Origin of the sequence: Promicromonospora sp. NPDC050262 (assembly GCF_040655935.1) — a bacterium.
Lineage (GTDB): Bacteria > Actinomycetota > Actinomycetes > Actinomycetales > Cellulomonadaceae > Promicromonospora.
This window is the reverse complement of the sequence record NZ_JBFAKX010000020.1, coordinates 1-13,522: the sequence shown is the minus strand read 5'-3', so window position 1 is coordinate 13,522 and position 13,522 is coordinate 1. Positions and strand designations below refer to the sequence as shown.

11 protein-coding genes and 1 pseudogene are annotated in these 13,522 nt (G+C 74.5%); 9 read left to right on the top strand and 3 right to left on the bottom strand.

Features of this window, described 5'->3' with window-relative positions; all coding sequences use genetic code 11:
* Positions 1–15: 15 nt before the first annotated feature.
* Positions 16–1,932, bottom strand: coding sequence for an FAD-binding monooxygenase (locus tag AB0I29_RS23245; protein WP_357486187.1), 1,917 nt, complete (start codon positions 1,930–1,932; stop codon positions 16–18).
* Positions 1,933–2,026: 94 nt separating this feature from the next.
* On the opposite strand from AB0I29_RS23245, the gene AB0I29_RS23240 reads away from it, so the two are divergent.
* Genes AB0I29_RS23240 through AB0I29_RS23200 form a run of 9 tightly spaced genes read left to right on the top strand, consistent with a single transcriptional unit; the run spans position 2,027 to position 10,702 of the window.
* Positions 2,027–3,505: a fumarylacetoacetate hydrolase family protein gene (locus tag AB0I29_RS23240; RefSeq protein ID WP_357486185.1), complete on the top strand. Its 1,479-nt coding sequence runs from the start codon at positions 2,027–2,029 to the stop codon at positions 3,503–3,505.
* Entirely contained in the window at positions 3,502–4,206 is a 705-nt protein-coding gene (locus AB0I29_RS23235) for a GntR family transcriptional regulator (RefSeq protein ID WP_285102045.1), read from the top strand. The genes AB0I29_RS23240 and AB0I29_RS23235 overlap by 4 nt, the downstream gene beginning before the upstream one ends.
* Positions 4,203–5,711, top strand: a complete 1,509-nt coding sequence (gene hpaE, locus AB0I29_RS23230; RefSeq protein WP_357486183.1) for a 5-carboxymethyl-2-hydroxymuconate semialdehyde dehydrogenase — start codon at positions 4,203–4,205, stop codon at positions 5,709–5,711. The genes AB0I29_RS23235 and hpaE overlap by 4 nt, the downstream gene beginning before the upstream one ends.
* Positions 5,712–5,715: 4 nt before the next feature.
* Positions 5,716–6,846 (top strand): 3,4-dihydroxyphenylacetate 2,3-dioxygenase, encoded by a 1,131-nt coding sequence (gene hpaD, locus AB0I29_RS23225; RefSeq protein ID WP_285102047.1) that lies wholly within the window; start codon positions 5,716–5,718, stop codon positions 6,844–6,846.
* Positions 6,847–6,857: 11 nt separating this feature from the next.
* A complete protein-coding gene (gene hpaH, locus AB0I29_RS23220; protein WP_285102060.1) occupies positions 6,858–7,643 on the top strand; it encodes a 2-oxo-hept-4-ene-1,7-dioate hydratase in 786 nt (261 codons plus the stop codon).
* Positions 7,628–8,431, top strand: coding sequence for an HpcH/HpaI aldolase/citrate lyase family protein (locus AB0I29_RS23215; protein ID WP_285102048.1), 804 nt, complete (start codon positions 7,628–7,630; stop codon positions 8,429–8,431). Before hpaH ends, AB0I29_RS23215 begins: the two co-directional genes overlap by 16 nt.
* Positions 8,432–8,441: 10 nt before the next feature.
* A complete protein-coding gene (locus tag AB0I29_RS23210) occupies positions 8,442–9,380 on the top strand; it encodes a Ppx/GppA family phosphatase (protein ID WP_285102049.1) in 939 nt (312 codons plus the stop codon).
* 49 nt (positions 9,381–9,429) lie between these two features.
* On the top strand, positions 9,430–10,314 hold the full coding sequence (locus AB0I29_RS23205; protein WP_285102050.1) for an oxygenase MpaB family protein: 885 nt from the start codon (positions 9,430–9,432) through the stop codon (positions 10,312–10,314).
* A 4-nt stretch (positions 10,315–10,318) separates the two neighbouring features.
* A complete protein-coding gene (locus AB0I29_RS23200; protein ID WP_285102051.1) occupies positions 10,319–10,702 on the top strand; it encodes a YciI family protein in 384 nt (127 codons plus the stop codon).
* 52 nt (positions 10,703–10,754) lie between these two features.
* Here the strand turns inward: AB0I29_RS23200 and AB0I29_RS23195 are convergent, their stop codons facing one another.
* Both AB0I29_RS23195 and AB0I29_RS23190 read right to left on the bottom strand, forming a co-directional pair.
* Positions 10,755–13,364, bottom strand: coding sequence for an FtsX-like permease family protein (locus AB0I29_RS23195; protein WP_357486179.1), 2,610 nt, complete (start codon positions 13,362–13,364; stop codon positions 10,755–10,757).
* Positions 13,364–13,522 (bottom strand): annotated as a pseudogene (locus AB0I29_RS23190) (ABC transporter ATP-binding protein); the annotation flags it as partial. The pseudogene AB0I29_RS23190 and the gene AB0I29_RS23195, both read right to left, overlap by 1 nt.

Below are 13,522 nucleotides of genomic sequence, written 5' to 3'. Positions count from 1 at the left end.
CACCCGCAGGATTTATCAGGCGTTCTTCGGGGTCGTCGGGGTGTGCTGCGGCAGCAGCGCCCCGGCGAGGAACGCGCTGAGCTCGTCGCGCGCGCTCAGCGGCAGCACGGCGGCCACGTACTGGTCCGGCCGGACCACGACGACGGCGCCGCCGCGGTCGATCCCGCGCAGCTCGAAGATGTCGTGGCTCGGGTCGGTCGCGTAGACCTTCTCGTGGTCGACCAGCCCGAACGGGCCGACCCTGGGCCGGAACACCTCGGGCACGTCGGCGAACCCCACGCCGAAGTGGTCCTGCTGGTAGACGACCTTGACGTCGAGCACGGCGTCCGGGTCGCCGTCGGGCGGGGTGTGCCGCAGCAGGGGCGAGCCGGGCGCGGTGCCGAGCCAGTGCGCCCAGTCGCGCAGCGCCGAGGGTTCGGCGGGCGCGGCGGCGTCGGCGAACGCGTAGACGCGCCACCGCCCGTCGGCGCGGGCGTGGTGGCCCAGGTGGGCGGGGTTGCCCTCGGCCACGCGCTCGACGGGGGCCGACTTGAACCGCTTGCCGACCGGGAAGCCGGTCGCGAGCCCCTGGTGCTCGGCGTCGCCCACGATCATGGAGGGCTGGTACTGCGTCATGAACCCGCAGGGAAACTCGGCGGTCTTGACGTAGAAGTCCTCGAGGTAGGTCGGGTCGGGCAGGTCCTCGGGCCGTGTCGCCATGAGGCGTGACCACTCCCGGTCGAAGTCGATGAGCTCCTGGGCCACGACCTGCCGCTCGGCCGAGTACGTGGCCAGCAGTGCCTCGGGGGCCCGGCCGGTGAGCACGTGCGCCAGCTTCCAGGCGATGTTCCACCCGTCCTGCATGGACACGTTCATGCCCTGCCCGGCCTTGGCGCTGTGCGTGTGGCAGGCGTCGCCGGTCAGGAACACCCGCGGCGTGCGCGTGCCGGTCAGGCCGGCGGGCACGTCGTCGAACCCGTCGGTGACGCGGTGGCCCACCTCGTAGACGCTGTGCCAGGGCACGTCCTTCACGTCCAGCGAGTAGGGGTGGAGGATGCGGTTCGCCCGCGCGATGATCTCGTCCAGCGTGGTGGCGCGGACGCGGGCGCCCTCGCCGGGCGGTACCTCGCCGAGGTCGACGTACCAGCGGGCCAGGAACCCGCCCTCGCGGGGGATGAGCAGGATGGACCCGCCGTCGTGGGACTGGATGGCGCACTTGGTGCGCACGTCGGGGAAGTCGGTCACGGCCAGCACGTCCATCACGCCCCAGGCGTGGTTGGCCTTATCGCCCACCGGCTTGCGGTCGATGGCCTGCCGCACGGCGCTGTGCGCGCCGTCGGCCCCGACGACGTAGCGGGCGCGGACGGTGCGCTCGGTGCCCTCGCGCGGCCCGGACGTGTGGCGGAGCGTCACGGCGACGGGCTCGGCGGGTGTCTCGGGGACGGTGAGCCCGGTGACCTCCAGGCCGTAGTCGGGGGTCACGCGCGCGGGCGCCCGGGCCGCCACCTCGGCGAAGTGGTCGAGCACCCGCGCCTGGTTGACGATCAGGTGCGGGAACTCGCTGATCCCGTCGGGGTCGTCGGGCGGCACGGCGGCGCGCGCGATGTTGCGCGGGTCGGCGGGGTCCGGCTTCCAGAACGCCATCTCGGTGATGCGGTAGGCCTCGGCGGTGATCCGCTCGGCGAAACCGAACGCCTGGAACGTCTCGACGCTGCGCGCCTGGATGCCGTCGGCCTGGCCCATCTCCAGGCGCCCGGCCCGCCGCTCCACGACGTGCGTGCGGATGCCGGGGAACTGCGCGAGCTGCGCCGCCGCGATCATGCCCGCGGGCCCGCTGCCGACGATCAGCACGTCGACCTCGTCCGGCAGCTCGGCGGGCCGGTCGATCCCGTACCCGGCGGCCGGCAGCACGTGCGGGTCTCCGGTCACGTAGCCGTGGTGGTGGAACTGCATCGTTCGTCCGTTCTGCCCGTGGTCGGCGACGTTGCCGGGCCCATCCAGACCATATACGATCTGTGATACGAAGCACCAGAGAGCAAGGGAGCTCATGGGTACCGAAGCGCAGGCGCCGCTCGACCGCCGGCCGGGCAAGATCGTCGCCGTCCACCTCGCGTACGCCTCCCGTGCCGACCAGCGCGGACGACGGCCCGCCGCGCCCTCGTACTTCCTCAAGCCCGCGAGCTCGCTCGCCGCGACGGGCGGCGTGGTCGAGCGGCCCGCGGGCACCGAGCTGCTCGCCTTCGAGGGCGAGGTGGCGCTGGTGATCGGCGAGCCCGCCCGGCACGTGGCCGTCGAGGACGCCTGGGCGCACGTCGCCGCCGTCACCGCGGCGAACGACCTCGGCGTCTACGACCTGCGCTGGGCCGACAAGGGCTCCAACGTGCGCTCCAAGGGGCGCGACGGGTACACGCCGCTCGGCCCCGCGCTGATCGACGCGCGCGCGGTGGACCCGGCCGGGCTGCGCCTGCGCACCTGGGTCAACGGCGACCTGGTGCAGGAGGACACGACCGGCCCGGACGCGCTGCTGTTCCCGTTCGCCCGGATCGTGGCCGACCTGTCCCAGCACCTCACGCTGGAGAGGGGCGACGTGATCCTCACCGGCACGCCCGCCGGGTCCAGCGTGGTGGTGCCCGGCGACGTGGTCGAGGTGGAGGTCGACGCCCCGACGGCGCCCGGCGCGCCGACGTCCGGCCGCCTGGTCACCACGGTGGTGCAGGGCGAGGTGCCGTTCACCGACGTCGGCGCGGGCCCCCGGGTGGACGACGCCCAGCGGGCCGACGCGTGGGGCAGCCGGGAGGCGGCAGGGCTGGCCCCCGAGCCCGAACCGTTCGTGCTGACCGACGAGCTGCTCGACCTGCTGCGCCGCGCACCGGTCGCCGGGCTCTCCGCCCAGCTCCGCAGGCGTGGCCTCGACAACGTGATCATCGAGGGCGTGCGGCCCACCGTGCCGGGCGCCACGGTCGTGGGCCGCGCCCGCACCCTGCGCTTCGTCCCCAACCGGGAGGACCTCTTCGCGTCCCACGGCGGCGGGTACAACGCGCAGAAGCGCACGTTCGACGCCGTGGGCCCCGGCGAGGTGATCGTCATCGAGGCGCGCGGCGAGACCGGGTCGGCCACGCTCGGCGACGTCCTCGCGCTGCGCGCCAAGGTGCGCGGGGCCGCGGGCGTGGTCACCGACGGCGGCGTGCGCGACCACGACGCCGTCGCCGCCACGGGGCTGCCCGTCTTCAGCCGCGGGCCGCACCCCGCCGTGCTCGGCCGCCGGCACGTGCCCTGGGACACCGACGTCGCCGTGGCCTGCGGCGGCGCCACCGTGCTGCCCGGCGACGTCGTGGTGGGCGACGCGGACGGCGTCGTCGTCATCCCGCCGCACCTGGTCGCCGAGGTCGCCGCGGCGACCGTCGCCCAGGAGGAGCAGGACGCCTGGGTGGCGCAGCAGGTCGCCGCGGGGCACCCGATCGACGGGCTGTTCCCGCCGGACGCGACCTGGCGGGCGCGCTACGAGGCATGGCGGGCGACGCGATGACGGCCGAGAGCGGCACCGCGTCGGCCGTCGAGACCGCGTTCGCCGGCGAGATCAGCAAGTCCCAGGCGGCCTACACCTACCTGCGCGACCGGATCGCCCGCCGCGACCTCGGCCCGGGCTACCGGCTGGTGCTGCGCAGCATCGCCGACGAGCTCGACATGAGCGTGGTCCCCGTGCGCGAGGCCATCCGGCGGCTGGAGGCCGAAGGGCTGGTGACCTTCGAGCGCAACGTCGGGGCGCGCGTCGCGATGATCGACGAGCGGGGATACGTCGAGGCCATGCAGGCGCTCGGCGTGGTCGAGGGCGCCGCGACCGGCCTCTCGGCCCCCGCCATCTCGGCCGCGGACCTCGACCGGGCCGCCGAGGTGAACGACCGGCTGCGCTCGCTGCTGGACCACTTCGACCCGCACGCGTTCACAGCCCTGAACCGGCAGTTCCACTCGGTGCTGTTCGAGTCGTGCCCCAACACGCTGCTGCTGGACATGGTGCACCGCGGCTGGGCCCAGCTCTCGGGGCTGCGCGACTCCACGTTCGCGTTCGTGCCGGGGCGGGCGCACGACTCCGTGGCCGAGCACGCCCACATCCTCGACCTGATCGGCCGCAGGGCCGACCCGCTCGAGATCGAGATCGCCGCGCGCGACCACCGCTGGGCCACCATGCAGGCCTTCCTCGACTCGACCCGAACCCCGGAGACACCGTGACCGACCAGCCCACCCGCCACGTGCCCGCCGACCTGCCGGGCCGCATCCAGCACTACATCGGCGGCGCGCTCGTCGACTCGCTCGACGGCCGCACGTTCGACGTGCTCGACCCGGTGACCAACGAGGTCTACGTGCGGGCGGCGGCGGGGCAGGCCGCCGACGTCGACCGCGCCGTCGCCGCGGCGCGCACGGCGTTCACCGACGGGCCGTGGCCCCGGATGCTGCCGCGCGAGCGCTCCCGCGTGCTGCACCGGATCGCCGACCTCGTCGAGTCCCGCGACGCGCGGCTGGCGGAGCTGGAGAGCTTCGACTCCGGCCTGCCGATCACCCAGGCGCTGGGCCAGGCCCGGCGGGCCGCGGAGAACTTCCGGTTCTTCGCCGACCTGGTCGTGGCCCAGGCGGACGACGCGTTCAAGGTGCCCGGCCGGCAGCTCAACTACGTCAACCGCAAGCCGATCGGCGTCGCGGGCCTCATCACGCCGTGGAACACGCCGTTCATGCTGGAGTCCTGGAAGCTCGGGCCCGCGCTCGCGACCGGCAACACGGTGGTGCTCAAGCCGGCCGAGTTCACGCCGCTGTCGGCGTCGCTGTGGGCGGGCATCTTCGAGGAGGCCGGGCTGCCCGAAGGGGTGTTCAACCTCGTCAACGGCCTGGGCGAGGAGGCGGGCGACGCGCTGGTCCGGCACCCCGACGTGCCGCTCATCTCGTTCACGGGGGAGAGCCGCACCGGCGAGCTGATCTTCGCCAACGCCGCGCCGCACCTCAAGGGGCTGTCGATGGAGCTGGGCGGCAAGTCGCCCGCCGTCGTGTTCGCCGACGCCGACCTGGACGCCGCGATCGACGCGACGATCTTCGGCGTCTTCTCGCTCAACGGCGAGCGCTGCACCGCGGGCAGCCGCATCCTGGTCGAGCGCGCGGTCTACGACGAGTTCGTCGAACGGTACGCCGACCAGGCCAAGCGTGTGGTGGTGGGCGACCCGCAGGACCCGGCCACCGAGGTGGGCGCGCTGGTGCACCCCGAGCACTTCGCCAAGGTGATGGGCTACGTGGAGATCGGCAAGGGCGAGGGCCGCCTCGTGGCGGGCGGCGGGCGCCCGGCGGGCCTGGAGAGCGGCAACTACGTGGCGCCGACCGTCTTCGCGGACGTGCCGCCGTCGGCCCGGATCTTCCAGGAGGAGATCTTCGGCCCGGTCGTGGCGATCACGCCGTTCGACACCGACGAGGAGGCGCTCGCGCTGGCCAACGGCGTGCGGTACGGGCTGGCCGCCTACGTGTGGACCAACGACCTGCGGCGCGCGCACACCTTCAGCCAGGCGATCGAGGCGGGCATGGTCTGGCTCAACTCGAACAACGTGCGCGACCTGCGCACGCCGTTCGGCGGGGTCAAGGCCTCCGGCCTCGGGCACGAGGGCGGCTACCGCTCGATCGACTTCTACACCCACCAGCAGGCCGTGCACGTCACGCTCGGCGCGGCGCACCACCCCACGTTCGGCAAGGGAGCCTGACGCCATGCCTGGACCGACCCCGACCGAACCGATTCCGACCCCTGTCGCGCCGCCGCCGGACATCCTGCGGTGTGCCTACATGGAGCTCGTGGTCACCGACCTGGCCGCCTCCCGGAACTTCTACGTCGACGTGCTCGGCCTGGTGGTCACCGAGGAGGACGAGCAGGCCGTGTACCTGCGCAGCATCGAGGAGTTCATCCACCACAACCTCGTGCTGCGCCAGGGTCCGGTGGCCGCCGTCGCCGCCTTCTCCTACCGGGTGCGCAGCCCGCAGGAGCTGGACCGGGCCGTCGCGTTCTACACCGAGCTCGGCTGCGAGGTCCGCCGCGCGCCGGAGGGCTTCACCCGCGGCATCGGCGACGCGGTGCGCGTGGTGGACCCGCTCGGCTTCCCGTACGAGTTCTTCTACGACGTGGAGCACGTCGAACGGCTCGCGTGGCGGTACGACCTGCACACCCCGGGTGCGCTGGTGCGCCTGGACCACTTCAACCAGGTCACCCCGGACGTGCCGCGCGCGGTGAGGTTCATGGAGGACCTGGGCTTCCGCGTCACCGAGGACATCCAGGACGCCGAGGGCACCACCTACGCCGCGTGGCTGCGCCGCAAGCCCACCGTGCACGACACCGCGATGACCGGCGGCGACGGCCCCCGGATGCACCACGTCGCCTTCGCCACGCACGAGAAGCACAACATCATCGCGATCTGCGACAAGCTCGGCGCGCTGCGCCTGAGCGACCGCATCGAGCGCGGGCCGGGCCGGCACGGCGTGTCCAACGCCTTCTACCTGTACCTGCGCGACCCGGACGGGCACCGCGTGGAGATCTACACGCAGGACTACTGGACGGGCGACCCCGACAACCCCGTGGTCACCTGGGACGTGCACGACAACCAGCGCCGCGACTGGTGGGGCAACCCCGTGGTGCCCTCCTGGTACACCGAGGCGTCGCCCGTGCTCGACCTGGACGGCGTCCCGCAACCGGTCGTCGCCCGCACCGACACCTCCGAGATGGCCGTGACGATCGGCGCGGACGGGTTCTCCTACACGCGCCCGGAGGACGCCTCCCGCGCGCAGGACGACGCCGACGTGCTGCCCTCCTGGAAGCAGGGCGAGTACAAGCTGGGGCACCAGCTGTGACGGGGGAGCGCGTGCTCGACGACGCGACCGTCACCGCGATCGCCGACGAGCTGGCCCGCGCGGAGGCCGAACGCACCACCGTGCCGCTCCTGACGGCGCGCCACCCCGGCATGACGATCGAGGACTCCTACGCCGTGCAGAACACCTGGCGCCGGCGCGGCATCGAGGCCGGACGGCGCCCGGTGGGCCGCAAGATCGGGCTCACCTCGAAGGTCATGCAGGCGGCCACCGGCATCACCGAGCCGGACTACGGCGCGATCTTCGCCGACATGGTGTTCGAGAACGGGTCGGTCATCGAGCATGCCCGGTTCTCGAACGTGCGGGTCGAGGTGGAGCTCGCCTTCGTGCTGGGCGAGCGCGTGGCCGGGCCGGACGCCACGGTGTTCGACGTGCTGCGGGCCACCGAGTACGTGGTGCCCGCGCTGGAGATCCTGTCCTCGCGCATCGAGCTGACCGGCCGCACCATCGTCGACACCATCAGCGACAACGCCGCGATGGGCGGCATGGTCTACGGCGGCAACCCGGTGCGCGTCGGGGAGACCGACCTGCGCTGGGTCGCCGCGCTGCTGTACCGCAACGAGGTCATCGAGGAGTCGGGCGTCGCCGCAGCGGTGCTGAACCACCCCGCGGCCGGCGTGGCCTGGCTCGCCAACAAGCTCGCCCGGCACGGCGCGGCGCTGGAGCCCGGCGAGATCATCCTGGCCGGCTCCTTCACACGACCGATGTGGGTGGAGCCGGGGGACACCGTGCTGGCCGACTACCGAGAGCTGGGGACCGTCTCGTGCCGATTCGTCTGACCCTCCCGCCCACGTTCCGGGACCGCATCGAGGCCGCCGGCCGGCCGCTGGCCGGCATGTGGGTGTGCTCCGGCAGCCCCGTGGTCGCCGAGATCTGCGCGGGCGGCGGACTGGACTGGCTGCTGATCGACGGCGAGCACTCGCCGATCGGCCTGGAGACCACCACGGCCCTGCTCCAGGCGGTCGCGCCGTACCCGGTCACTCCGGTGGTGCGGGCGCCGTCGGGCGATCCCGTGGTGCTCAAGCAGCTCCTCGACCTGGGCGCGCAGAACGTGCTGGTGCCCATGGTCGACACCGCCGAGCAGGCCCACGACGTGGTGCGGGCCGTGCGCTACCCGCCCCGCGGCGTGCGCGGCGTCGGCAGCGCGCTGTCCCGCGGCGCGCGCTGGAACCGCGTCGAGGACTACCTCGCCGACGCCGACCGGCACGTCTCGCTGTTCGTGCAGGTCGAGTCGGTCGAGGGCGTCGAGAACGCGGCGCGGATCGCCGGCGTCGACGGGGTGGACGGCGTGTTCGTGGGCCCCTCCGACCTGGCCGCGTCCCTGGGCGTGCTCGGGCAGCAGACCCACCCGGCCGTCATCGCCGCCGTGCACCGCACCTTCGACGCCGTGCGCAGCGCGGGCAAGCCCGTGGGCGTCAACGCCTTCGACCCCGCCGTCGCCCAGGCCTACCTGGACGACGGCGCGTCGTTCGTGCTCGTCGGGGCCGACGTCGCCCTGCTCGCCCGGGGTGCGGAGGCGCTCGCGGACCGGTGGACCGGACCCCGTCCGGCGCAGGACGCCGGGTAGCGTTCGGTCCATGCGTCTGGGCGTCCTCGACATCGGTTCCAACACGGGTCACCTGCTGGTGGTCGACGCCCACGGCGGCGCCGCGCCGCTGCCCGCGTCGTCGTACAAGGAGCCGCTGCGGCTCGCGGAGCACCTGGACGACGCCGGCGCCGTCGGCCCGGCGGGCGTGGACGCCCTCGTGGAGTTCACGGCGCAGGCCGTGCGTGTCGCGGAGGACCGCGGCTGCGCGGAGACGCTGGCGTTCGCGACGTCCGCGGTGCGCGAGTCGGTGAACGCCGAGGAGGTGCTCCGGACCGTGCAGGAGCGCACCGGGGTGCTCCTGGAGGTGCTCAGCGGCGCGGACGAGGCCCGGCTCACGTTCCTCGCGGTGCGCCGGTGGTTCGGCTGGTCGGCCGGCCGGCTCGCCGTGTTCGACATCGGCGGCGGCTCCCTGGAGATCGCCGGCGGCGCCGACGAGGCGCCCGACGCCGCCTGGTCGCTCCCGCTGGGCGCCGCGCGCCTGGCCCGCACGCACTTCGGCGCGGCACCCGACGCCGGGGCGCTGCGCGCCCTGCGCCGAGACCTGCGCGCGGACATCGCGCGCAACGCCGGTGACCTGCTGCGCTCCGGCCGCCCCGACCGCGCGGCCGCGACCTCGAAGACGTTCCGGTCGCTCGCCCGGATTTGCGGCGCCGCGCCCGCGGGGGACGGGCCGCTCGTGCCGAGGACGTTGCGGCTCGACGACCTGCGCGAACGGATGGGCGAGCTGGTCCGGACGGCGCCCGCCGACCTGGCCGGGCTGCCCGGCGTCTCGCCGAGCCGGGCCCACCAGATCGCGCCCGGCGCGTTGGTGGCGGAGGCCTGCATGGACGTGTTCGACCTGCCGGAGCTGGAGATCTGCCCGTGGGCGCTGCGCGAGGGCGTGATCCTGGAGCGCCTGGACCTCATGCCCCACCTCGCGGCCGGCTGATACCGCACCGCATGGCCGACCGAGGACGTCCCGGGCGGATACTGGCGGCATGCCCGTTGTCACGAGCCCCGTCGAGCGCCTGCGCGCCCGGGTGGGCGACGCCCTGTTCACGCGGGTCGCCGGGCCCCGGGGGTACGAGGCGCGCGACCGCATCCACCTCACGCCCGGCCCGCGCTGGTTCGCGCCCGGCAGCCCGATCCGCCGGGTGCACGCCGACTCGGCGACGTTCGCGGGCGGCCTGCGGGCGCTGCTGCTGCAGTCGCTGCACCCGCTGGCGATGGCGGGGGTGGCCGGCCACTCCGGCTACCGCGGCGACCCCTGGGGGCGGCTGGCCCGCACCTCCACGTTCCTGGCGACCACCACGTTCGCGACCGCGGACCACGCCCAGGAGATGGTCGACCGCGTGCGCGCGGTGCACGACCGGGTGCGGGGCCGGGCGCCCGACGGCCGGCCCTACCGCGCGAGCGACCCCCACCTGCTCACCTGGGTGCACGTGGCCGAGGCCGACTCGTTCCTGGCCGCCCACCAGCGCTACGGCGAGCGGCCGCTCAGCCCGGCCGAGGCGGACGAGTACGTGGCGCAGTCCGGCCGGGTGGCCCGCGCGCTCGGCGCCGTGGTGGTCCCGGAGACGGTCGCCGAGCTGGCCGAGTGCCTGCGGTCCTACCGCGACGAGCTCGTCGCCACGCCCGAGGCCCTCGACACCGCCCACTTCCTGCTGCGCGAGCCGCCGCTGCCCCGGGCCGCCCGCGGCCCCTACCGCCTGCTCGCCGCCGGGTCGGTGGCGCTGCTGCCCGCCTGGGCGCGCGCCGAGCTGGGCGTCGAGACCTGGTTCAGCCGGAACCTCGGCGGACCCGCCGGGGCGGTCGCGGTCCGGGGCGTGCGGTGGGGACTGGGCTCCGCCGGAGGCCGGGAGCGCTGGGCCTCAGTAGCCTGAGGACATGGCGAGCGACCCCGACGTCCCCGACGCCTTCGACGTGTACACGGTCGTGGTCCTGCGGCGTCCGCCCGACGCCCCCGACATCACGGACGACGCCCTCACCGAGCTCCAGGCGCGCCACCTCGCCTACCGGGCCGACCTGCGGCGCCGGGGCGTGCTCGTGGTGAACGGGCCGTTCGACCTCCGCAGCGACCCGTCGTACCGCGGGATGTCGATCTTCGCGTGCTCCCCGGACGAGGCCGCCCGGCTGTCCGACGGCGACCCGTCCGTCGCGGCGGGCCGGCTCGTCCACGACGTGCTGGAGTGGTGGGTTGCCGCCGGCTCGCTCGCGTTCCCGCTCGCGGCCGGCCCGGTGGGGGACCGCCGCAGCATGCCGGACGACTGAGCGCCCGGGCACGGTCGTACCGTGCCCGGGCGCCGTCGTCAGCGAGGGGCGCTCACTCCACGCCGAGCGCCGCGACCGGCGACGTGCGGACGGCCGCCCGCGCCGGGACCACGGAGGCGAGGAGGCCGGCGACGAGGGCCACGGCCAGGACCAGCGCGATGTCCGTCCACGGCACGGCGTACCGCACGTCACCCATCAGCGACAGGGCGGTGGCCGCGCCGGCCCAGCCGAACACCAGCCCGAGCACGATGCCGAGCACCGCGCCGACGCCGGCGATCAGCATGCCCTCGACCGCGAGCATGGCACGCAGCTGGTCCTTGCCGAGCCCGATCGCCCGCAGGGTCGCGGACTCCCGGGTGCGTTCGATGACCGAGAGGGACAGCGTGTTCGTGACGCCGATCAGGGCGATCACCACGGCCACGGCGAGCAGGCCCACCACGATGCCGAGGATCACGTCCACGACCTGCCGGAACTGCGCGGCCTGGGCCGCCGGGCCCATCACGAACGCCGCGCCGTCGACCTCCGCCACGGCGTCCTGCACGTCCGTGAGCACCGCCGCGGGGTCGGAGCCGTCGATGTGGGCCCAGACGTCGCTCCACGCGTCCTCACCGACGACCCGGTCCAGGTCCGCGGCCGTGATCATGCTGCTGAGCGGGTCGGCCGTGGTGATGACGACCGTCAGGTCGACGGCGCCGCCGGGACCCTCGACGGTGGTGCGGTCGCCCTCGGCGAGGCCCAGCGAGTCCGCGGCGTCCTGCGTCAGCAGGATCGAGCCCTCGGTCAGCCGCTCCGCCTCCTCGGCCACGTTCACGACGGCCGCCAGGTCGTGCGGGTCGGCGCCCGCGACCGACATGTCCTCCGCCCCGGCGAGCGTGACGGTCGTGTTCGTCACCAGCACGGTGTCGGTGACCCCGTCGGTGCCGGCGACGGCCCCGTGCACGTCCTCGACGTACCTCGGGTCGGACGGCGACGCGCTCACGTCGTACGGGAACGTCTCGTCGAGCAGGCTGTCCGCGGACATCCGTGCGCTCGCCGCCCCCGTGGACATCATGGTGACCAGCGTGACGCCGATGAGCAGCGCGGTGGAGGTCGCCGCCGTCCGCCGCGGGTTGCGCAGCGTGTTGGCGACGGCCAGGCGGGCCGCCGGGCCGGTGCGGGCCACGAGGCCGCCCAGGCCCGCCGCGACGCGCGGCAGCCAGAGCACGGCGCTCAGCACGACGCCGAAGAACGCGAGCGAACCGCCGCCCACGGCCGCGATCAGGCCGAACTGCGGGCCACCGTTCATGCCGAGGGCCACGCCGATCGCGAGGCCCGCGAAGCCGCCGATGACGCACAGGATCGAGATCACCAGGCGGGCCCGGCCGGTGCGGGCGCGCAGCGTGGGCGCGTCCGAGGGACGCAGCGCGGCCAGCGGCGCGACCCGCGTGGCCGAGCGGGCCGGGGCGAGCGCGGCCAGGACCGTCACGCCCACGCCGACGGCCAGCGGCAGCACGACCGCCTGCCAGGTCAGGGCGATGGTCGTGGGCAGCGGCACGCCGAGGTCGAACGACGGCGCGACGAGCAGCGCGATCTGCGCCAGCGCCGCGCCCGCCACGATGCCCGCCGCCGACGCGACGACGCCGAGGATCGCGGCCTCCAGCAGCACGCTGCGGTAGAGCTGGCCGGCGTCCGCGCCGATGCAGCGCAGCAGCGCCAGGGTGCGGGTGCGCTGGGCCACGAGCACCTGGAACGTGTTGGTGATGACCATGGCCGCGATCAGCAGCGCGATGGCGGCGAACGTCAGCACGAACACCAGGAAGACGAGGTCCTGGCCCCCGGTCTGCTCCGCCGTCCGCTCGGTCGCCACCTGCTCGACCGTCTGGACGGTCGCGTCGCCCGCGCCGTCGGAGAGGGCACCCTGGAGCGACTCGCGCAGCCCTGCCGGGACCTCGTCGCTCTCCAGCGGGGTGTCGAGCGCGACGAGCAGCTCGGTGACCGGGTCCGAGTAGGGCTCGGCCGCGTTCCAGGCGTCGAGGGTCGCGGCCGGGACCGCGGCGGCGCCGCCGTAGGAGGTGTAGGCGCCGTAGGGGTCCTCGGCGATGCCCGTCACGGTCAGCGTCTCGGTGACGTCCTTCGGGTCGCCGAGCTCCGCGGCCGGGTCGTCGGCCTGGCTCTCGGCCCAGCCGTCGGGGTAGACGGTCCGGTTCAGCGTCACGGTGTCGCCGACGGCGACCTCCATCCGCTCGGCGACCGTCGTGGACAGGGCCACCTCGCCGTCGGCCGTCGGCCAGGCGCCGTCGGTCAGCTCCAGCGGGGACAGGCGCGGGTCGGCGGGCACCGGGGCGAAGGCCTGGAAGCCGCCCTTGCCGCCGTTGCGCAGGTCGCCGAACCAGGTCGTGACCGGCTGGACGGCCGCGACGCCGTCGAGCGCGGCGACGGCCTGGACGTCACGGTCGGCGATCCCGTCGGTCTCGGTGCCCGGGCTGGTCACCACGACGTCGGCCCGCGCGTACCCGGCCGCGACCATGTCGTGGGTGGTGCCGTTGATGACGCCGCCGGCCAGGAGGGTCACGGTGACGAAGGCGGTGCTGATCAGGATGGCCACACCGGCGGCGGTGAGCCGTCCGGTGCTGCGGCGCATCTGCCCCAGGGTGAGGCGTGCGGTGGGGAAGGAGTTCGACATCACGCACCCGTCCGGGTGGGACCGGTGGTGACGGCGGGCTCGAGGGTGCGCAGGGCGTCCAGGCCGGCCATGGCGGACTCCGGTGTCGGGTCGGAGATGTCGCCGGCGATGCGGCCGTCGGCGATCAGCACGACCCGGTCCGCGTACGCGGCCGCGGA

Bases quoted from the DNA above. Each gene is read 5' to 3' on its own strand.
- AB0I29_RS23240 (WP_357486185.1), top strand. From the start codon at position 2,027: ATGGGTACCGAAGCGCAGGCGCCGCTCGACCGCCGGCCGGGCAAGATC.
- AB0I29_RS23200 (WP_285102051.1), top strand. From the start codon at position 10,319: ATGGCGAGCGACCCCGACGTCCCCGACGCCTTCGACGTGTACACGGTC.
- AB0I29_RS23235 (WP_285102045.1), top strand. From the start codon at position 3,502: ATGACGGCCGAGAGCGGCACCGCGTCGGCCGTCGAGACCGCGTTCGCC.
- AB0I29_RS23195 (WP_357486179.1), bottom strand. From the start codon at position 13,364: ATGTCGAACTCCTTCCCCACCGCACGCCTCACCCTGGGGCAGATGCGC.
- AB0I29_RS23210 (WP_285102049.1), top strand. From the start codon at position 8,442: ATGCGTCTGGGCGTCCTCGACATCGGTTCCAACACGGGTCACCTGCTG.
- hpaD (WP_285102047.1), top strand. From the start codon at position 5,716: ATGCCTGGACCGACCCCGACCGAACCGATTCCGACCCCTGTCGCGCCG.
- AB0I29_RS23245 (WP_357486187.1), bottom strand. From the start codon at position 1,932: ATGCAGTTCCACCACCACGGCTACGTGACCGGAGACCCGCACGTGCTG.
- AB0I29_RS23205 (WP_285102050.1), top strand. From the start codon at position 9,430: ATGCCCGTTGTCACGAGCCCCGTCGAGCGCCTGCGCGCCCGGGTGGGC.